Annotated in this window: 18 protein-coding genes; 7 read left to right on the plus strand and 11 right to left on the minus strand. The window is 69.7% G+C overall.

The genetic code is table 11. From position 1 onward, the window contains the following. Positions 1 to 183: 183 nt before the first annotated feature. Positions 184 to 1782, plus strand: coding sequence for an ATP-binding cassette domain-containing protein (locus BM424_RS17065; RefSeq protein ID WP_093418919.1), 1599 nt, complete (start codon positions 184 to 186; stop codon positions 1780 to 1782). Here the strand turns inward: BM424_RS17065 and BM424_RS17070 are convergent. Genes BM424_RS17070 through BM424_RS17090 form a run of 5 tightly spaced genes read right to left on the minus strand, consistent with a single transcriptional unit; the run spans position 1779 to position 6747 of the window. Beyond that, the gene (locus tag BM424_RS17070) at positions 1779 to 2552 is read right to left on the minus strand and encodes an enoyl-CoA hydratase/isomerase family protein (protein ID WP_093418921.1); all 774 of its coding nucleotides are present in this window, start codon (positions 2550 to 2552) and stop codon (positions 1779 to 1781) included. The two genes, BM424_RS17065 and BM424_RS17070, sit on opposite strands and share 4 nt — an antisense overlap. Next, positions 2542 to 4035 carry a tripartite tricarboxylate transporter permease gene (locus tag BM424_RS17075; protein WP_093418923.1) on the minus strand — a complete coding sequence of 498 codons (1494 nt, stop codon included), beginning with the start codon at positions 4033 to 4035 and terminating at the stop codon, positions 2542 to 2544. Before BM424_RS17075 ends, BM424_RS17070 begins: the two co-directional genes overlap by 11 nt. 20 nt (positions 4036 to 4055) lie before the next feature. Further along, positions 4056 to 4523, minus strand: a complete 468-nt coding sequence (locus BM424_RS17080) for a tripartite tricarboxylate transporter TctB family protein (RefSeq protein ID WP_093418926.1) — start codon at positions 4521 to 4523, stop codon at positions 4056 to 4058. Next, positions 4520 to 5479: a tripartite tricarboxylate transporter substrate binding protein gene (locus BM424_RS17085; protein WP_093418928.1), complete on the minus strand. Its 960-nt coding sequence runs from the start codon at positions 5477 to 5479 to the stop codon at positions 4520 to 4522. Before BM424_RS17085 ends, BM424_RS17080 begins: the two co-directional genes overlap by 4 nt. 35 nt (positions 5480 to 5514) lie before the next feature. Next, entirely contained in the window at positions 5515 to 6747 is a 1233-nt protein-coding gene (locus BM424_RS17090; protein WP_245775908.1) for a CaiB/BaiF CoA transferase family protein, read from the minus strand. Between the two features lie 193 nt (positions 6748 to 6940). Between BM424_RS17090 and BM424_RS17095 the strand changes: the two genes are divergently transcribed. The 4 genes from BM424_RS17095 (at position 6941) to BM424_RS17110 (ending at position 9484) form a co-directional block, all read left to right on the plus strand. After that, entirely contained in the window at positions 6941 to 7699 is a 759-nt protein-coding gene (locus BM424_RS17095) for a GntR family transcriptional regulator (protein WP_281248780.1), read from the plus strand. Beyond that, positions 7696 to 8217 (plus strand): gamma carbonic anhydrase family protein, encoded by a 522-nt coding sequence (locus BM424_RS17100; protein WP_093418931.1) that lies wholly within the window; start codon positions 7696 to 7698, stop codon positions 8215 to 8217. The genes BM424_RS17095 and BM424_RS17100 overlap by 4 nt, the downstream gene beginning before the upstream one ends. A gap of 19 nt (positions 8218 to 8236) precedes the next feature. Continuing rightward, a complete protein-coding gene (locus BM424_RS17105) occupies positions 8237 to 8770 on the plus strand; it encodes a glutathione peroxidase (RefSeq protein ID WP_093418934.1) in 534 nt (177 codons plus the stop codon). A 78-nt stretch (positions 8771 to 8848) separates the two neighbouring features. Next, complete coding sequence (locus tag BM424_RS17110) at positions 8849 to 9484, plus strand: hypothetical protein (RefSeq protein WP_093418937.1); 636 nt, start codon at positions 8849 to 8851, stop codon at positions 9482 to 9484. Here the strand turns inward: BM424_RS17110 and BM424_RS17115 are convergent. After that, positions 9481 to 10260, minus strand: coding sequence for a putative protein N(5)-glutamine methyltransferase (locus tag BM424_RS17115; protein ID WP_342742625.1), 780 nt, complete (start codon positions 10258 to 10260; stop codon positions 9481 to 9483). The genes BM424_RS17110 and BM424_RS17115 overlap by 4 nt on opposite strands. 447 nt (positions 10261 to 10707) lie before the next feature. Further along, a complete protein-coding gene (locus tag BM424_RS29495; protein ID WP_093418939.1) occupies positions 10708 to 10968 on the minus strand; it encodes a Prokaryotic metallothionein in 261 nt (86 codons plus the stop codon). Between the two features lie 151 nt (positions 10969 to 11119). Between BM424_RS29495 and BM424_RS17125 the strand changes: the two genes are divergently transcribed. Further along, positions 11120 to 14095 (plus strand): alpha-mannosidase, encoded by a 2976-nt coding sequence (locus BM424_RS17125; protein WP_093418942.1) that lies wholly within the window; start codon positions 11120 to 11122, stop codon positions 14093 to 14095. Positions 14096 to 14147: 52 nt separating this feature from the next. On the opposite strand, the gene BM424_RS17130 is transcribed toward BM424_RS17125, so the two are convergent. Further along, positions 14148 to 15254, minus strand: coding sequence for a peptidoglycan recognition protein family protein (locus BM424_RS17130; RefSeq protein ID WP_093418944.1), 1107 nt, complete (start codon positions 15252 to 15254; stop codon positions 14148 to 14150). A gap of 225 nt (positions 15255 to 15479) precedes the next feature. Here BM424_RS17130 and BM424_RS17135 point away from each other — a divergent pair, with 225 nt between their 5' ends. Further along, a complete protein-coding gene (locus tag BM424_RS17135) occupies positions 15480 to 15791 on the plus strand; it encodes a DUF6221 family protein (RefSeq protein WP_093418947.1) in 312 nt (103 codons plus the stop codon). Here BM424_RS17135 and BM424_RS17140 read toward each other — a convergent pair whose 3' ends face one another. The 3 genes from BM424_RS17140 to BM424_RS17145 form a co-directional block, all read right to left on the minus strand. After that, entirely contained in the window at positions 15792 to 15992 is a 201-nt protein-coding gene (locus BM424_RS17140; RefSeq protein ID WP_093418950.1) for a hypothetical protein, read from the minus strand. A gap of 978 nt (positions 15993 to 16970) precedes the next feature. Next, complete coding sequence (locus tag BM424_RS28885) at positions 16971 to 17147, minus strand: hypothetical protein (RefSeq protein ID WP_175548134.1); 177 nt, start codon at positions 17145 to 17147, stop codon at positions 16971 to 16973. A 180-nt stretch (positions 17148 to 17327) separates the two neighbouring features. Further along, positions 17328 to 18890: an FAD-binding protein gene (locus BM424_RS17145; protein ID WP_093418952.1), complete on the minus strand. Its 1563-nt coding sequence runs from the start codon at positions 18888 to 18890 to the stop codon at positions 17328 to 17330. Positions 18891 to 18892 lie beyond the last annotated feature (2 nt).

Consider the following 18892-nt stretch of genomic DNA (forward strand, 5'->3'; position numbering starts at 1 on the left):
ACCCCCTGGTGACACCACGCTCCACGCGCGCACCCCTCCCGGATAGGTCCGGGCTGGTGGTTGCCGGTGGGCGTGGGCAGGCGAGCCCTCGATGAGACCCCGCACCACCTCCGGCGCGTCGCGCGCGGTGGCCCGCGTGCTCGCCTGGCCCGAATCGACCGCACGGCGAAGGCGAGAACACCCATGTCCTCTTCGGTGATCTGCACCGACCTGTCCCACACCTGGCCTGATGGCACCAGCGCGTTCACCGGTCTCACGGTCACCTTCCCACCGGGTGTGACCGGGCTGATCGGCGCCAACGGCAGCGGCAAGACCACCCTGCTGCGGCTGCTCACGTCCACCCTGCAGCCCACCCGCGGCAGCATCAGCGTCCCGGGTCCGGTGGCGGTGCTGCCGCAGAACCTCACCACCCGTACTGGGACGCGGGTGGCGCAGGTGCTGGGCATCGAGCAAACCCTGGCCGCCCTGGCGGCGGTGGAGCGCGGCCAGGTCACCCCGCAGCACCTGGAGACCATCGGGCAGGACTGGGACGTCGAGCAGCGCGCCCACGCCCTGCTGGCCGACCTCGGCCTCGACGGCCTGCCCCTGGACACCGAAGTCGCGGCGCTTTCCGGCGGGCAGGCGGTGCTGCTGCACCTGGCGGCGCTGCTGCTGGCCCGCCCCGGGGTGCTGCTTCTCGACGAACCCACCAACAACCTCGACCACCCGGCCCGCCAGCGCGTCGCCCGAGCCCTGGCCGGGTGGCGGCACGGGGTGTGCGTCGTGGTCTCCCACGACCGCGACCTGCTGGAATCGGTGGATCGCATCGCCGAGCTGCACCAGGGCCGCATCACCGTCCACGGCGGCGGTTTCAGCTCCTACGAGCAGGCCCTGGCCACCCAGCAGGCCGCCGCGCAGCAGGCGCTGCGCACCGCCGAGGCCGACGAGCGCCGCCAGCACCGCGACCTGACCCAGGCGCAGCACAGCGTCGCCAAACGACGCAAGCAGGGCGCACGGGCGGGGGAGAACATGCCCAAGATCCTCGCCGGGGCCCGGCGCCGCGCCGCCCAGAAATCGGCGGGCAAGCTCACCGGCCTGCACCAGCAGCGCCTCGAAGCCGCCCGCCACGCCCGCCGCCAGGCCGAGGAAGCGGTGCGCGAGGAGGATCCGGTGATCCGCCTGGACCTGCCGGCCACCACCGTGCCCGCCGGGCGCAGCGTGGCGCGGCTGCGGGAGGTCGTGCTGCCCCACACCGGGGCGCGGGTGGATCTCGACATTTACGGCCCGCAACGGGTGGCGCTGCTGGGCGACAACGGCACCGGCAAGACCACGCTGCTGCGCGTGCTGGCCGGTGACCTGGAACCCGAGCAGGGGGTGGTGGAGGTGCCGGTGCCGGTGCGGCTGCTGCCGCAACGCCTCGACCTGCTCGACCCCGACCGCAGCGTCGCCGGCAACGTCGCGGCCGCGGCACCGGGACTCGGCGACAACCGGGTGCGGGCCGGGCTGGCGCGGCTGGGGTTTGCCGGCCGCCGCGCCGACCAGCCCGCCGGCAGCCTCTCGGGTGGGGAGGCGCTGCGGGCGAGCCTGGCGGTGGTGCTGCTGGCCGAACCCGCCCCGCAACTGCTCATGCTCGACGAACCCACCAACAACCTCGACCTCGCAGGCGTCGAGCACCTCGCGGCCGCGCTGCGCACCTACCGGGGCGCGCTGATCGTGGTCTCCCACGACCAGCGGTTCCTCACCGACCTGCACCCCACCCGCCGGCTGCGCCTGAACCACACCCTGTCCGATGTGGACGGTTAGGAGCCACTCCAGGTGTGCGGGGTCTTGTCGATGAACGCCCGCACACCGCGGTGGAAGTCGTCGCTGCCGAACACGGTGCGCACCAGGTCGTCCCCGTCGGGCATCGAGGCCAGCCGCAGCCGGCGGATGGCCTCCTTGCTCGCCCACATCGTCAGCGGCGCGTGGGCCACCAGCCGCTCGGTCACCGACGCCACCACCGCATCCAGCTCGTCGACAGCGCAGAGCTCGTGGACGAAACCCGCGTCGTGGCCCTGCTCGGCGGTGAGCATCCGGGCCCGCAGCAGCACGTCCTTGGCACGAGACGGCCCGAGGTGAAACACCAGCATCGAGGCGGTGTTCATCGCCAGGCAGTTGCCCAGCGTGCGGGCCACCGGCACCCCGAAACGGGCCGTGCCGGTGGCCACCCGCAGGTCGCAGGCCGCGGCGATGGCCAGCCCCGCACCCACGCAGTAGCCGGAGATCGCCGCCACCGTCGGCACCGAGCAGGCCTCCAGCCGCCCGAACACCGCTTCCATCCGCCGCTCGTAGGCCACCCCGTCCTCACCGCTGGTGAACTCGGTGAACTGGGCGATGTCGGTGCCGGCCACGAACGCCTCGGTGCCCGCACCGCGCAGCACCACCACCCGGATCGCGGGATCGGATTCGGCGCGGTCGATCGCGGCGACCAGCCCGTCGTACATGCTCCAGCTCATGGCGTTGCGCTGAGCGGGGCGGTTGAACCGCACCCGCAGCACGGGCCCGTCGGCGTCGACCAGCAGTTCATCGGACATCGGCGTGTTCCTTCCTTCCCGCCCGGCGGCGGGCCAGCAGGGGAGTGATGAGCGCGGCCGCGGCCAGGGCCAGGATCACCACGGCGATCGGTCGGGTGGCCAGCAGCGCCAGGTTGCCGTCGAAGATCGCCGAGGACTGCACCAGCGCTTTCTCCAGCAGACCCCCGATGACCACCCCGACCACCAGCGGCGCCATCGGCAGATCGAGGCGTTTCATGCCGTAGCCGAGCAGACCGAACACCGCCACCAGCACCACCGAGAACAGGTTGTTGTCGATGGCGAAGGCACCGACGAAGCAGGTCATGAGGATCAGCGGGTACAGCAGCCCGTAGGGCACCCGCAGCAGCTGCGCGAACACCGGCGCCAGCGGCAGGTTGAGCACCAGCAGGATGACGTTGCCGATGAAGAACGACACCAGCAAACCCCACACCAGCTCCGGTTGTTCGGTGAACAGCAGCGGCCCGGGCTGGATGCCGTAGACCGTCAGCGCACCCAGCAGCACGGCGGTGGTGGCCCCGCCCGGGATGCCCAGGGTCAGGGTGGGGATGAAGTTGGCGTTGGCGGCGGCGTTGTTGGCGCTCTCAGGCGCGGCCACCCCCTGGATCGCGCCGTGCCCGAAGGCCGCGCGGTTGCGGGAGAGACGTTTTTCCAGCCCGTAGGCCAGAAACGACGCCAAAGTGGACCCGGCGCCGGGCAGGGTGCCCAGCGCGAACCCGACGAGGCTGCCGCGCCCGATCGCCCCCGCCGAATCCCGCACGTCCTGCCGCCGGATGACCAGGTCGCGGAAGCTCGCCCGGATCGGGCGCACCGCACCGGCCCGGATCTGGTGCAGCACCTCACCGACGGCGAACAGGCCGATGACGACCTCCACGTAGGGGATGCCGGAGAGCAGGTTGATGCTGCCGAAGGTGTAGCGGGCCTGCCCGGTTCCGGCGTCGATGCCCACGCAGGCGATCAGCACCCCCACCGCGGCCATCGCCGCGGCCCGCGCCGTGGAACCGGTCGTGAGCACCACCATCGTCACCAGCGCCAGCACCATCACCGCGAGGTTCTCCGGCGGCCCGAACCGCAACGCCACCTGCGCGATCGGCGGCGCCACCGCCGCCAACAGCACCAGCGAGACCAGTGCGGCGGTGAACGAGCCGATCGCCGCGATCGCCAGCGCCGCACCCGCCCGGCCCTGCCGCGCCATCTGATACCCGTCCAGCGTGGTCACCACGCTGGCGGCCTCACCCGGGGTCGACAGCAGCACCGAGGTGATCGTGCCGCCGTACTGGGCGCCGTAGTAGATACCGGCGAGCAGGATCAGGGCGGTGACGGGCTCGACGGTCAGCGTCATCGGGATCAGAATCGCCACCCCGGTCGCCGACCCCATCCCGGGCAGCAGACCGATCACGGTGCCCAGCACCACCCCGACCAGGCACCACAGCAGGTTCACCGGGGTGAGGGCCGTGGAGATCCCCAGCCACAGGTTGTCCCACATCCCCACTCACCTCCTTCCCACTAGCCGAAAAGCCCCGTCGGCAGCGGCACCGCCAGCAGCACCCGGAAGATCACCCACACCGCCGCACCCGCGGCCACCGCGAACACCAGCGACGACCACGGATTCCGGCCCTCCAGCCAGGCCGAGATCACCCACACCAACCCGGTCAGCGCCGGCACCAGCCCGATCACCGGCACCAAGGCCAGGGCGGCGACCAGCAGCACCAGCACGCGCCGCAGGATCCACGCCCGCCTCGCCGGAGTCCGCCCCGCCTCATCCACGTCCTCCGCCTGCGGCGCGGCCTCGGCGACCGGGCGGCCCAGCAGCTGCGCGGCCGAGAGCACCGCCAGCACCAACCCCGCGGCCAGCGGCATGAACCCCGGCCCGATGCGGCCCTGCTCACCGAACACCCCGTAGACCGGTGCCGACACCGCCGCGGCCGCACCCAGCACCACCAGCAGCGTCCACAACCAGCGCTGCGCGTTCATCGCCCCACCACCTCCGAGATCTCCCGCTGCGCGCGGGCGAGGTAGGCGCCGAAATCGGCACCGAAGGCCGGGCGGGCCTGCAGGAACTCCGAGGCCACGTAGTCGCGGTAGGCCTGCGATCCGGCGAAGCGGCGCGCCGCGGCGAGCCAGAACTCCCGCGCCGCCGGGTGCAACCGGCCGGGCGCGATGATCCCCCGGAACTGCGCGAAGACCACCGGCACGCCCTGCTCCACCGACGTCGGAATCCCGGCGAGCTCGGGGTAGGGGTAGCGCTGGTCGGCGAACACGCACAGCGCCTTGAGCCGCCCGGCCCGCAGCTGGCCGATGACCTCGCTGGGGTTGAGGGAGGCGAGTTCGACCTGCCCGCCCAGCACCGCGGCCATCGACTCGCCACCGCCCTCGTAGGGCACGGTGTCGATGTCGGCGCCGGTGGCCGCGCGGATCTGGGAGAACACCACCGCGTCCGGGCCCATCGCCCCGGAGATCGCCGCCAGCACCCGCCGCCGGTGTGCCTGGGACACGGCCTCGGCGCAGCTCGACAGCGGCGAGTCGGGGCGGGCCACCAGCAGCGTGAAGTCCTCACCGACCTTCATGATCGGCGTGAACGAGCGGTGCGAGAACGCCACCCGCACCGACGCCGGCAGCGACAGCAGTGACGTCTCGGTGGCCAGCAGGTAGTTCGGCGACCCGGCCTTGCCCACGAGGTAGGAGTAGCCGACCGCGCCCTGCCCGCCTTCGCGGTTGTCGACGCTGATCGACAACCCCGGGCTCGTCGCCACCAGCCCGTCGGCCACCGCCCGCCCGGCGATGTCGCTGCCGCCACCGGCGGCGAACGGCACCACCATCGTCACCGGGCCCACCGGCCGATCCGCCCCGGCCGCGTCCTGGGAGGCCGACCCGGCCGAACACCCCGACACCAGCAGCACCACCACCGCGATCACCGCCACCGCACGCATCGCTCCTCCTCGAGCTCGCGTCGCGAGAACTCACCTCACCGGCACACTCCCGCCGCCACCCACGCGGCGACCTGCTCCCGGTCCCAGCCGAGCTCGGCCAGCACCTGCCCGGTGTGCTCACCGAGCACCGGGCCCGCCGCGTCCCGGCGAGCCGGGGTCTGCGACAGCCGCATCGGCGACCCGATCTGACGCACCGCCCCCAACTCCGAATGCGGCGCGTCCCAGAAGAACCCCCGCTCGGTCAGGTGCGCATCGGTGAACACCTGCGCGGTCTCGGCGATCGGCGCGCACGGCACCCCCGCCTCGACCAGCACCTCCACGATCCGATCGGTCTCCCACCCGCTGGTGGTCTCCTCGATGGCGGCGATGAGCTCGGCCCGGTGGTGGTAGCGGTCGTAGGACGAGCCGTAGCGCTCATCGTCGAGCAACGACTCCAGCCCCAGCGCCCGGCAGAACGCCGGCCACGTCTTGGCCGTGGTCGCCCCGACCGTCACCCACCCGTTGCGGGTGCGAATCGCCTGGTACGGGGCGCTGTTCTGATGCGCCGAGCCGTGCTTGGCACCGGACTCGCCGGTGGCGAAGAACGTCCCGGCCTCCCACACCGCCAACGACGCACCGGCCTCGAACAACGACACGTCCGCGCACTGGCCCCGGCCGGTGGATTCCCGCGCCCGCAGCCCGGCCATCGCGCTCATCGCCGCGTAGAGCCCGCACACCAGGTCACACACCGGCACCCCGACCTTCACCGGGGCGCCCCCGGGTTCGCCGGTGATGCTCATCAGCCCGGCGCGGGCCTGGGCCATGATGTCCAGCCCCGGCTGGGCGGCCAGCGGACCGTCCTGGCCCCACCCCGACACCGCCACGTACACCAGCCGGGGGAAGCGTTCGGTGAGCTGCTCGGGCCCGAACCCCAACGCGCGCAACGCCCCCGGCCGCAGGTTCTCGATGAGCACGTCCGCCGAGTCCAGCAGCGATTCCAGAACCCGCTTGCCGTCGGCGGTCTTGAGGTCCAGGGCCACGGAGCGCTTGTTGCGGTTGAGCCGCACGAAGGGGGAGGAGTGGCCGTCGAGGAACGGGCCGGTCTGGCGCACCGGGTCGCCCCCGGTGGGGTTTTCGACCTTGATGACCTCGGCACCGAGGTCGGCCAGCTGCATCGCCGCGTAGGGGGCGGCCATGAACGCGCCGATCTCCACCACGCGCACCCCGGTCAGCGGCGCGGTCTCGGATCGGGTGGTCTCGGATCGGGTGGTCTCGGAACGGGTTGGCACCTGCCACGCCTCCCACCGTCGTCGGTGATCCGCCGTTTCGGGCGACCGGCGATGACCGTGATCGGCATCACCTGACTTTTGTCTACAGCAGTCAGATCATGGCTGACAAGCTCGGCCACGCAGGTTGCTCCACCCGAGGCAATAGGATCGCGCCCACCAACATCGCGCCCCGCGCGAAGGAGACGACGTCACCGTGGACACCACCAGCAGCAGCGCCCCGCACATCACCGGGCCACCCAGCCTCGTCGAACTCGCCGCGGCCACCCTGCGGCGCATGATCGTCGGCGGCGACCTGCTCTGCGGTCAACGCATCGTGGAAAACCGCCTCACCGGCGAACTCGGCATCTCCCGGCCACCCCTGCGCGAAGCCCTGCGCGTCCTCGAACGCGAAGGCCTCGTCCGCCAAGTCCCCCGCAAAGGCGTCATCGTCACCCCGCTGACGCTGCACGACGTCTACGAGATCTGCACCCTGCGCGCCGAATTCGAACGCCTGGCCATCCGCCTCGGCGTCCCGGTCACCGACCCCGCCCGACGCGCCCGCTGCCACCAGGCCCTGCACGCCATGAGCACCGCCGCCGCGGCCGGCGACCGCCCCGCCTACCTCGAGCGCTCCTTCGAATTCCACGTCTCGATCGTCGGCCTGTCCGGCCACGCCCGCCTCGAAGAGGCCTACCGCTCCCTGCACCTGCAACTCATGCTCTCGATGGCCCTCAACCGCCGCGCCCGCGAGGACCACGAGAACCTCGACGGCGACGTCGCCCGCCACACCCACCTGCTCGAGATCATCGACAGCGGCGACCCCGACGCCGTCCTGCACGCCCTGGCCACCCACGGCGACCGCAGCTTCCTCGACGGCATCGAGAACACCCTCGACGGACACACCGACGTCGCCCTGACCTGGCTCGCCCAGCAACGCACCCACCAGGACACCACCAGGAAGGAAACCCCGTGAACGACCCGCTGACCCTCACCGTCGACGGCGCCACACCCCACATCGACCCCGAGGCCTTCATCGCCCCCGGCACCAGCCTCATCGGACAGCTCACCATCGCCGCCCGCGCCAGCATCTGGTACGGCGCGGTGCTGCGCGCCGACCAGGAAACCATCACCATCGGCGAGGCCACCAACATCCAGGACGGCACCGTCATCCACGCCGACCCCGGATTCCCCGCCGACATCCACCCCGAGGTCACCGTCGGCCACCGCGCCGTCCTGCACGGCTGCACCGTCGAAACCGGCAGCCTCATCGGCATGGGCTCGGTCGTGCTCAACGGCGCCCGCATCGGCGCCGGATCCCTCGTCGCCGCCGGCGCCGTCGTCCTGGAAGGCACCCAGATCCCGCCCGGCTCCCTGGTCGCCGGCACCCCCGGCAAGGTCCGCCGCGAACTCACCGACGACGAACAAGCCGCCCTCAAGCTCTCCGTCGAGCAATACCTCAACCTCGCCGCCAAGCACCGCAAAGCCCTCTGACCCACCCCGGGAGAGCACCGTGACCAGCGCCTACGACATCCCCGTCACCACCGCCGAGGGCACCAGCGTCCCGCTGCGCGACTACGCCGGAACACTGACCCTCATCGTCAACGTCGCCAGCAAATGCGGCCTCACCCCGCAGTACGAGGGCCTGGAAGCCCTCCACCGCGACTACGCCGACAAAGGCCTGCGCATCGTCGGATTCCCCTGCAACCAATTCCTCGGCCAGGAACCCGGAACCGACGACGAGATCCAGGAGTTCTGCCGCCTCACCTACGACGTCACCTTCCCCGTCCTCGGCAAGATCGACGTCAACGGCCCCGACGCGGCACCCCTGTACGCGCACCTGCGCGCCGAAGCCCCCGGCGACTGGGGCCCGCACCACGGCGAGTTCTACGACAAGCTCAACACCATCACCCCGGCCACCGAACCCGGCGACATCGTCTGGAACTTCACCAAGTTCCTCCTCGACGACCAAGGCACGGTCCTCACCCGCTACGAACCCCCGGTCACCCCCGACGACATCAAAAAAGACCTCCAGCACCACCTCTGACACCGGCCGTCTTGGCCGCACCCCTTCATCGGCGCGGCCAAGACCCTCCCGGCCCCCATCGCTCCTATCCTGAGACCGATGAGACCGCCAGGACTGCGGAGGCGCATCGACGAGCTGCGGCGAGAACAACAACGCCACGCCGCAGCTCACCCCGAACGGGAGTGGCTGCGCACCGCGGCGCGGTTCCTGCACGGATGCGCACTGCTCGGCTACGGCGACGTCGGCGCCACCAGCCTCGTGCAGGCCTACCAGCGGGTCCTGGCCGCCGACCGGCCCGGACAACAGCGGGGCAGCGGCACCTGGCCCCGCCACGCCCTGGAAATCATGCGGCAGTTGCACCAACCCCTGCACGAGGTGGCCGCCCAGCCACAACGCCACGCCGCACGCGACGACCAGATCGCCACACCAGTGCTGCTGCGAGTCCCGGCCACCGTCGTCCTCGGCCGCACCGGCCCGGACACCCACTTCCCGCTGGCCCTCCTCAACGCCGCGGGAGCACTCGCCCAGCACGCCATCACCGCCTACGAAGCGCTCACCTTCGTCTGCGCCGCAGGCCACTACGAACCCGACCACGCACCCATGCCCTCGATGCGCGCACTGCGCACCCGCTACGAAGACCACCCCGCACAACGACCCGCACTCGCCACCGAGATCAGCACCCACCTGCGATCCTTCGAAGCAGACCTGCGCCAGCGGTGGCGAACCGCCACCTAGACCCGCCGGCCGCAGGCCACCGTCGCGTCGAGGTCCTCGTTCCGGGAGAGCTGGACGCTCAAACCCGCCGCGCGCATGAGACCCGCCGTGCCCTCCGCCTGCTGCAGGGAGGTCTCCACCAGCAGCACCCCGCCGGGGGCCAGCCAGCGCGGGGCCTCGGCGATCACCCGCGCCTGGACTGCCAGGCCATCGGCACCACCGTCCAACGCCGCGCGGGGTTCGTGATCGCGAGCCTCCGGCGGCATCAGCGCCACCGCGTCACTGGGCACGTAAGGGGCGTTGGCCGTCATCACCCGCACCCGCCCGGCCAGATCGCGGGGGAGAGGCGACAGCAGATCCCCCGTCAGCACCTCACCCTCCGCGACGTTCACCCGCGCGCACGCCGTCGCGCGCTCATCGACATCGCACGCCCACACCACCGTCCCCGGGCACTCCGCCTGCACGGCCGCGGCCACCGCACCCGACCCGCAGCACACGTCCACGACCACCGAACCCGAAACCACCTGCTCGACAGCGAGTTCGACCAGGTGCTCGCTGCGCCGCCGCGGCACGAACACCCCCGGCGCCACCACGATCCGCAAACCCCGGAACCACGCCCACCCCAGCACCTGCTCCAACGGCAACCCCGACACCCGCGCCGCCACCCACCGCTGCAACCGCGCACCATCACCACCGGCCTCACCGACCAGCAACTCGGCCTCGTCCTCGGCGAACACGCACCCCGCCGCCCGCAACCGCGACACCACCGCGTCCCGCGACATCACCACCCCAGACACCCGCCCATCCTCCCACCCACCCCGCGCAACGAAATCTGCCGCGCTCCCGGGGCACGGGAACGCGGCAGACCTCGAAGTCACGTTTTCGGTTGTGCTCAGACCTCAGTCACGCGGAAAGCGCGTGTAGGCCTGCGAGCGGGGGTGCCGCATCTGCGCGCGGGCACGCTCGAGTTCCCGCGTGATGCCGCCCAGCCAGCGAACCATACTTGTCATAGGGGCGTCCTCCATACTGCTCTGTAGGGACTTCATGTGGAGTTGACGGTTTCCCGCTCGTTGTCAACACCCGGATACGCGGACACCCACTTCTCCGGCCGAGTTCGTACCCGTCAACCGGGATGTCGTCGCAGGTCGTCCGCGTGTTTCAACCGTGACATAACAGAACGGTCACAACAATGAGCGGGCGGTCACACACCACCGAACGACCCCCCACACCACGCCCCGTAGCGATCAGCCCGGATGCGCCCCCACCGCATCCCGCAACTCACCGGCCACCGACACATCCGACTGACGCGCACAATGCGCACAGCAGAAGAACCGCCCGCTGGCCTCCACACCATGCCCCAAAATCCGGCACCCACAGTGCTCGCACCGCGGCGCCAACCGATGCGCCGCGCACTCGAACGAATCGAACGTGTGCACCCCACCCCCAACCGTGCGCACCTCAAAACTCATCCAGTACTCGTTCCCGCACACCTCGCAAGTGCCCATGACCCAACGCCTCCCACAACACGACGACGAACCAACATCGCGAGCATGCGGCCAACCCCCACCACCGGCAACTCACACACCCCCAGCACACCCCCCACCTGTGCCAGCATGATCACCACCCAGCACCACGCACCAACCCCAGGAGCCGCACATGCACGACGACCGCCACATCGTCGAACAACGACTCGACCGCGTCCTGCACCAACGCATCAAACCCGCCCAGCACACCGACCACCGGCCCATGGACATCGCCATCTGGCACACCCCCGGCGAACCCGTCCCCATCACCGAAGCCCTCCACGCCACCTACCAACCCACCCACCTCGGCCAACCCTGGGGACCCGCCTGGGGCACCGCCTGGTTCCAACTCACCGCCACCATCCCCGAACACTGGGCCGGCCACACCGTCGAAGCACTCATCAACCTCGGCTCCCTCGACGAACGACCCGGCTTCCAATGCGAAGGCCTCTGCTACACCCCCGACGGCACACCCCTCAAAGCCATCAACCCCCTCAACACCTACCTGCCCCTGCCCGCCACCCCCGGCACCCACACCATCTACGTCGAAGCCGCCGCCAACCCCGACATCCTCGGCCCCCGCGGCTTCCAACCCACCCACCTCGGCAACCACCCCACACCCGACGGACCACCCCTCTACCAACTCCGCCAAGCCGAAATCGCCCTCCGCCACACCGAAACAGCAGCCCTGTTCCACGACGCCGAAGTCCTCGACCAGCTCATGCGCCAGCTGCCCGAGAACTCACCCCGACGCCACCAGATCCTCCGCGCCCTCGAACGCATGCTCGACACCCTCGACCTGCACGACATCCCCGCCACCGCCACCACCGCCCGAGCCCAACTCGCCCCCGCACTCGCCTCACCCGCACACCCCAGCGCCCACCAGATCTCCGCCGTCGGCCACGCCCACATCGACTCCGCCTGGCTGTGGCCCATCCGCGAAACCATCCGCAAAGTCGCCCGCACCCTCGCCAACGTCACCACCCTCCTCGACACCCACCACTTCCACTTCGCCATGTCCCAGGCCCAACAACTCGCCTGGATCAAAACCCACCACCCCCAACTCCACGACCGCGTCCGCCACCACATCACCCACGGCGGCATCGTCCCCGTCGGCGGCATGTGGGTCGAATCCGACACCAACATGCCCGGAGGAGAAGCCCTAGCCCGCCAACTCATCCACGGCAAACGCTTCTACCTCGACGAATACAACATCGAAACCCGCGAAGTCTGGCTCCCCGACTCCTTCGGCTACAGCGCCGCACTCCCACAACTCATCAAACAAGCCGGCAACCACTGGTTCCTCACCCAAAAACTCTCCTGGAACCAAACCAACCGCTTCCCCCACCACACCTTCCACTGGGAAGGCATCGACGGCACCCGCATCTTCACCCACTTCCCACCCGCCGACACCTACAACGCCGAAATCACCGGCACCGAACTCGCCCGCGCCCAGAACAACTTCGCCGAACACGGCTACGCACACCACTCACTCCTGCCCTTCGGCCACGGCGACGGCGGGGGAGGACCCACCCGCGACATGCTCGAACGCGCCCACCGCACCCACGACCTCGAAGGCTCACCCCAAGTCCACCTCCACACCCCAACCCAGTTCTTCACCACCGCCCAACACGACCACACCCACCCCGCCGTCTACTCAGGCGAGCTCTACCTCGAAGGCCACCGCGGCACCTACACCTCCCAAGCCCGCACCAAACAAGGCAACCGACGCAGCGAACACCTCCTGCGCGAAGCCGAACTCTGGGCCACCACCGCCACCCTCACCACCGGCGAGCCCTACCCCTACGACGAACTCGACGACATCTGGAAACAAGTCCTCCTCCACCAATTCCACGACATCCTCCCCGGATCCTCCATCGCCTGGGTCCACCGCGAAGCCGAAACCACCTACACCCACCTCGCACAACGCCTCAACACCCTCATCACCCACGCCCAGAAAACCCTCACCGGCGACGGCGACCAACCCATCACCTTCAACGCCACACCCCACACCCACCACGACATCCCCGCCCTCGGCGCCACCACCACCCACATCCCCGAACCCACCACACCCCAACGCCACCCCGACGGCACCATCACCCTCGACAACGGCCTCATCCGCGCCACCCTCGACACCCACGGCCTCATCAACGCCGTCCACGACCACACCACCGACCGCGAAGCCCTCGCCGCCCCCGCCAACCTCCTCCAAATCCACCCCGACCACCCCAACCACTGGGACGCCTGGGACATCGACGGCTTCTACCGCCACACCGTCACCGACCTCACCGACCTCGATTCACTCGACATCATCGACAACACCGTCGTCATCCAACGCACCCACGGACACTCCACCATCACCCAAACCCTCTCCGTCCCAGCAGGGGAGAAGCGCGTCGACATCACCACCGACATCGACTGGCACGAATCCGAAAAACTCCTCAAAGCCGCCTTCCCCCTCGACATCCACGCCGACCACTCCGCCTCCGAAACCCAATTCGGCCACGTCAAACGCCCCACTCACACCAACACCTCCTGGGACAACGCCCGCTTCGAAATCTGCGCCCACCGCTACATCCACGTCAGCGAACCCGACTACGGCCACGCGCTGGTCAACGACGCCACCTACGGCCACGACGTCACCCGCCACACCCGCGACGACGACGGCACCACCACAACCATCCGCCTCACCCTCCTGCGCGCACCCCGATTCCCCGACCCCGACACCGACCACGGACACCACACCCTCCGCTACGCCCTCTGCATCGGCGCCGACATCACCGAAGCCGCCCGCCAGGGCTACCGCATCAACCTGCCCACCCGCACCCACCACGGCACCAACCCCGTCACACCCCTGATCACCCTCGACAACCCAGCCGTCATCGTCGAAGCCCTCAAACTCGCCGACGACCGCAGCGGCGACCTCATCGTCCGCCTCTACGAAGCGCGCGGCGCCCAAGCCCGCGCCCACCTCACCACCAGCTTCCCCGCCACCACCATCACCCGAACCGACCTGCTCGAACGCCCCACCCACGACCCCCAACCACCCGACACACCCCTGCAACTGCGCCCCTTCGAAATCCGCACCCTCCGCATCACCCGCGCATGACCGCACGGGCCCCTGGGCAACAAGCCCAGGGGCCCGTGCGGCAGGGGAGAACTCACCCCAGCAACCGCTGCCACACCACCCGATCCACCACACCCGTGGCCGCAAGACCCCACGACGCCTGCACCTCCCGCACCACCGCCACCATCCGATCCCCGAACACCCCATCCACCGGCACCGACCGACCCCGCCACGTCAACAACACCTGCGCCGCACGCACCGCCTCACCGCGCGCACCCGCACCCAACACCGGCGTCACCGACTCCCACGCCACACCACCGAACAACCCCGGCTCGACCACCCGCGACCCGAAGCACGACGGCACCCCGGCCGCCCGCTCCGCCACCACACCCGAGGCCGCCCGCTGCGTCGAAACCCCGAACACCCCGTCCACCGGCACCGACGCACCCCGCGCACCCAACAGCAGCTGCAACGCCGACACGACCGGCCCCTGCGCACCCGGCCGCACCAACGGCCACGTCACCGGCTGCACCACCGCCAGACCCGTCGCCGCACCCACCGACTCCCGCAACTCCGGCAACCGCGCGTAGAGCACATCACCCGGGCACGCCGTCGACATGAAATCCCGATGCCCGTAGATCGCCCCCGGCTCGATCCCGTACTGCGACACCATGTACGAGCACAACGACACCAACGACTCCCACAACGAACCCGGCACCGACGCCTCGGTGTAGGTCCCCTCGTTCTCGATCCCCAACGACACCGAGTTCTGCTCACCGGCGTGCGCGCCCTTGACGTGCTGCGTCCCGCCCTGCAACGCCGCCAGGCTCTTGTGCCGGCCCTCCATCAGATGACCACCGCGCGAGTTGGTGAAGTTCTGGCCCGTGTCCGACCAGCCGTTGGTGTCCATGTGGTAGTCCTGGATCTGCCTCGATAACTCGAAGGCGTGCGACTGCGACGTGTCATCGCTGTTGGGCGTCGCCGTGTGATGCACGATGATCTTCGTGGGCTTGGAGTCCAGCACCTCGATCTCACCCGAGGCGTCCCGCGCACCCCAATCCGACGTCGACGAGATCGACGGAGCCGCCGCCCGACGGCCCACCGCAGCGCCCGCCGGCAACCCGGCGAACCCCACCGCCGAGACCGCCAGACCACCGGCCAGCACCACGCGCCGAGCCACTCGCACTTGCCGTTGCACCATTTCCACTCCCTGAAAACCGGTCAGCGAACACGAAACAGGGCCCGAGCCCTGGGGATTCGACACGCTACGCAGCCGACCACGGATTCGGGAATTCCTGGCGACAAGCCGCCATGAGTTCGCAAAGAAGTCACCAACCGACAATCGCCCGGCAACACGTCATCACCCGGCGCCCCGCGCGTCCCCGCCATGGACCGAGATCACCGAGGGACGACCCGGGGGAGACCCATGAGCCGCTTCATCCACTTCCTGCGCCGGCAGATCGACGCCGACCTCGAACTCCACAGCCAAGCCCGCCAGGACGAGGAAACCGGCAACGCCACCCACCGCTGCCTCATCGGACCCCTGCGCGGCTTCCGCGAATGCGAGCTCAAAACCCGCCTGCTCACCCAGCACCACCACTGCGGCACCGGCCAAGGACCCTGCGACGTCCTCGGCACCAGCTACCCGCCCGAGGACGAACGCGGATGCCCCACCCTGGCCCTGCTCGGCCTGCCCTACACCGACCGGCCCGGCTACGCCCACCGCTGGCGCCCCTGACTACCGCAGCGGCATCCGGTTCCACTGGGGGTGCAGGTTCTCCTCGTCGAGCTCCCGCATGAGCATCCGCGCCTCATCGGCGGCCACGTGCAGCCCAGTGCGGATGAAACGGCGGTTCTGCTCGTCGTTGGTGCACAGCGATTGGCGCGCCCGCGCCTCCAGGCGCTCGATCAGTTCCCGCAGAGCTTCCTGGCCGTTCATGACGACCTCCTCCGAAGAAGGAGTGATACCCCCCAGCATCCACGGATGCGCCGGAGAAGGGGAGTGTCTTTAGGCCCGCACTCGGGGATCGAACGGGCGTACGACCGGGGTAGGGGGTCGGGCGTCGGGCGGAGGGGAGCGGTAGCAGGATCGCCGCCGCGGGCGAGGGGAGGCAGCCGCCGAAGGAGTCTCCGCGGAGGCGGGGTGGAGCGGTGGGGCGAGCGGAATGCGTTGCGCTGCACCGGCATTCATAAGTTGATCTTGTAAATCGTGGATAATCTACGTTATCCATCAATCACGGTGATGGATCGGCGGGCGAGCGGGCCGCACCCTCGGGGGATCGAGGCTTCTCCCAGCAGACCACGGGCCGCCTCTTGAACCCTTCACGCCACGCCGTCGACCCCCGGCGAATCTCCACAGCGCCCATCCGACCGGCTCCCGAGCACCTCGTCCCGCTGCAGGATGTCGGGACGTCTTCTCCGGTGATCATCAACGTGCGAATGCCCTGTGCGGCGCACTGTTTCGAGGTCCAGCCAGACCAACCCCATTACGTCACAGTGACGCAAATAGTGGTTGATAAGGGGTCGCTTGAGCAAGGGGACCAACGCCCGCCCAGGCCCGTCCCGCCGCCGAAGCCCGCATACCCGGAACCCGAACACCCACGCGCGCGGCAGAACGGAGACGCGTAGGCGTCGAAGCCCGCATACCCATCAACCGTTGGGACGCATCACCGCGTCATCACCCAGCCCGCCAAGCGCGCAGTGCTCACGAGCCCACGGCGGCACGACTGCGACCCCTGAGGCGTCGGTCGCCAACCCCGAGAAACGGCGCCTAGCAGCCCCTCTCGGCTCCATCGGCCCAGCACTCCGTAAAGCCGATAATGCACATTATGTTAAGTAAAGTGTTCGGCGGCCTTCCCCGACGGTTGGTGTGCCGTGCCCGTGGGGTGAACGGCGCGCCAACCAGACCGCTTACCTGTCAGCCCTTCTGGCAGTCCCCGCAGTCGGGCCCACGGAAGACCCAGCGGTTGGTGTCCTTGTAAGTCCCCTCGGGAAGCTTCTTGCCGCAGGCGGTCTCCATACGGCCGTTTGCGAAGTGCCAGAACCCCTTGTGCGTGACGCCCTTGTAGACGGCCTCGGCCCTGAGCTTGAACATGGCAACCTCTCGTTTCCAGGTGTCGACTTGTTCGTCGTGGAAACGAGACTAGCTACGAGACGTGTTCACTGGTGGGCCACCTGGGTGGCATCTCGCTGCACAAGTAGCTCGGGTCGGTGAACGGAAGGCGTGTATCAGCTCGGCCTGTCACCTACAGTGATCATTTTCGTCGATGAGCGGTCACTCCCCTCCCCTGTGCTTGGCCATGTGGAGGGCGGCGAGGTGGCTGAAGACCATGCAGGCGCCGATGGGGTTGCCGCCTCCCGGGTAGGTGGTGCCGGAGACGGCGGCCATGGAGTTGCCCGCGGCGTAGAGGCCGGGGATGACCTCGCCTTCGGTGTTGAGGACGCGGGCGCGTTCGTCGGTGCGCAGGCCGCCTTTGGTACCGAGGTCGGAGACGCCGAAGGCGGCGGCGTGGAAGGGGCCCTGGGTGATGGGGACCAGGGGTGAGGCCCCGCCGGTGAAGGCGCGGTCGAAGGGTTCGTCGCCGCGCCGGAAGTCCTCGTCGGTGCCGGATTCGGCGAAGGTGTTGAAGCGGGCGACGGTGCGGGCCAGGTTGCCTGCGGGGACGCCGATCTGGGTGGCGAGTTCGTCGAGGGTGTCGGCGGTGTGCCAGAGGCCGGCTTTGACGTAGTCCCGGGTCTCGCCCATGGGGACGCTGGTGGATTGCACGGGTGGCCTCTCCCCTGCCCTGTCGTCGTAGATCATCCAGTACGGCAGGGTCATCGCCTCGTCGGCGAGGCGGGCGAGGATGCGGCGGCCGATGCGGTCGTAGGCGGCGGATTCGTTGACGAAGCGCTCGCCGTGGTCGTCGACGAAGATGCCGCCGGTGAACCAGAGGGAGAAGGTGGAGGTTCCGTCGGGGTGGGTGATGCCGGGTGACCACCAGGCTTCGTTCATGAGGTCGGTGTCGGCTCCGGCGGTGATGGCGGCGAGGGTGGCCAGGCCCTGGTTGCTGGGTGGGCCCATGGCGTCGCGGGTGGAGCCGGGAACGCCGTGGGCGTGGCGCATCTGCTGGTTGTGTTCGAATCCGCCTGCGGCGATGAGGACGCCTCGGTGGGCGTGGATGCGGTGTGGTGTGCCGTTCTGGGTGATGACGGCGCCGGTGATGGTGCCGTCGGTGATGGTGCCGTCGGTGCGGATGAGTTCGTCGCAGACGGCGTTGCGGCGCAGGTCGGCGCGGGGTTGTCGGGACAGGGCGATGAGCAGGCGCCCGAGGAGTGCTTGGCCGCCGAAGAGACCGTCGGGTAAGGGTTCGTCGGCGCGTTCGGTGCCCAGGGGTGGGCGGAGGGTTTCGCGGAGTGCTCCGAGTTTTTCGGCTTTGAGGGGTTTGGCCATGATGTGGCGGCCGGTGGCGTGGGCTCGGGGTGCGGAGCCGAAGTAGTCCGGCCAGGGGAAGGCCATGAACTTGAAGTCGGTGTCGGCTTCGAGGTAGTCGATGAGGGGTGCGCCGCCTTCGAGGAAGGCGTTTTGGAGTGCGGTGGGTGTGCGGTCGCCGACGACGGCGTGGAAGTAGGTGCGGGCGTCGTCGAGGGTGTCGTGGTGGCCTTCGCGTTGGAGGGCGGCGTTGCAGGGGAACCACATGCCGCCGCCGGAGTAGGCGGTGGTGCCGCCGAAGTGGCTGGAGGCTTCGGCCACGATGACGGAGAGGCCTTCGCGGGCGGCGGTGTAGGCGCCGGTGAGTGCGCCGCCGCCGGAGCCGATGACGAGCACGTCGCATTCGTCGTCCGGGGTGTTCACCATGC

Source organism: Saccharopolyspora flava, from assembly GCF_900116135.1.
Classification (GTDB): Bacteria; Actinomycetota; Actinomycetes; order Mycobacteriales; family Pseudonocardiaceae; genus Saccharopolyspora; species Saccharopolyspora flava.

Bases quoted from the DNA above. Each gene is read 5' to 3' on its own strand.
- BM424_RS29495 (WP_093418939.1), bottom strand. From the start codon at position 10,968: ATGGGCACTTGCGAGGTGTGCGGGAACGAGTACTGGATGAGTTTTGAG.
- BM424_RS17070 (WP_093418921.1), bottom strand. From the start codon at position 2,552: ATGTCCGATGAACTGCTGGTCGACGCCGACGGGCCCGTGCTGCGGGTG.
- BM424_RS17110 (WP_093418937.1), top strand. From the start codon at position 8,849: ATGAGACCGCCAGGACTGCGGAGGCGCATCGACGAGCTGCGGCGAGAA.
- BM424_RS17075 (WP_093418923.1), bottom strand. From the start codon at position 4,035: ATGTGGGACAACCTGTGGCTGGGGATCTCCACGGCCCTCACCCCGGTG.
- BM424_RS17140 (WP_093418950.1), bottom strand. From the start codon at position 15,992: ATGAACGGCCAGGAAGCTCTGCGGGAACTGATCGAGCGCCTGGAGGCG.
- BM424_RS17125 (WP_093418942.1), top strand. From the start codon at position 11,120: ATGCACGACGACCGCCACATCGTCGAACAACGACTCGACCGCGTCCTG.
- BM424_RS17065 (WP_093418919.1), top strand. From the start codon at position 184: ATGTCCTCTTCGGTGATCTGCACCGACCTGTCCCACACCTGGCCTGAT.
- BM424_RS17145 (WP_093418952.1), bottom strand. From the start codon at position 18,890: ATGGTGAACACCCCGGACGACGAATGCGACGTGCTCGTCATCGGCTCC.
- BM424_RS17130 (WP_093418944.1), bottom strand. From the start codon at position 15,254: ATGGTGCAACGGCAAGTGCGAGTGGCTCGGCGCGTGGTGCTGGCCGGT.
- BM424_RS17080 (WP_093418926.1), bottom strand. From the start codon at position 4,523: ATGAACGCGCAGCGCTGGTTGTGGACGCTGCTGGTGGTGCTGGGTGCG.
- BM424_RS28885 (WP_175548134.1), bottom strand. From the start codon at position 17,147: ATGTTCAAGCTCAGGGCCGAGGCCGTCTACAAGGGCGTCACGCACAAG.
- BM424_RS17135 (WP_093418947.1), top strand. From the start codon at position 15,480: ATGAGCCGCTTCATCCACTTCCTGCGCCGGCAGATCGACGCCGACCTC.
- BM424_RS17085 (WP_093418928.1), bottom strand. From the start codon at position 5,479: ATGCGTGCGGTGGCGGTGATCGCGGTGGTGGTGCTGCTGGTGTCGGGG.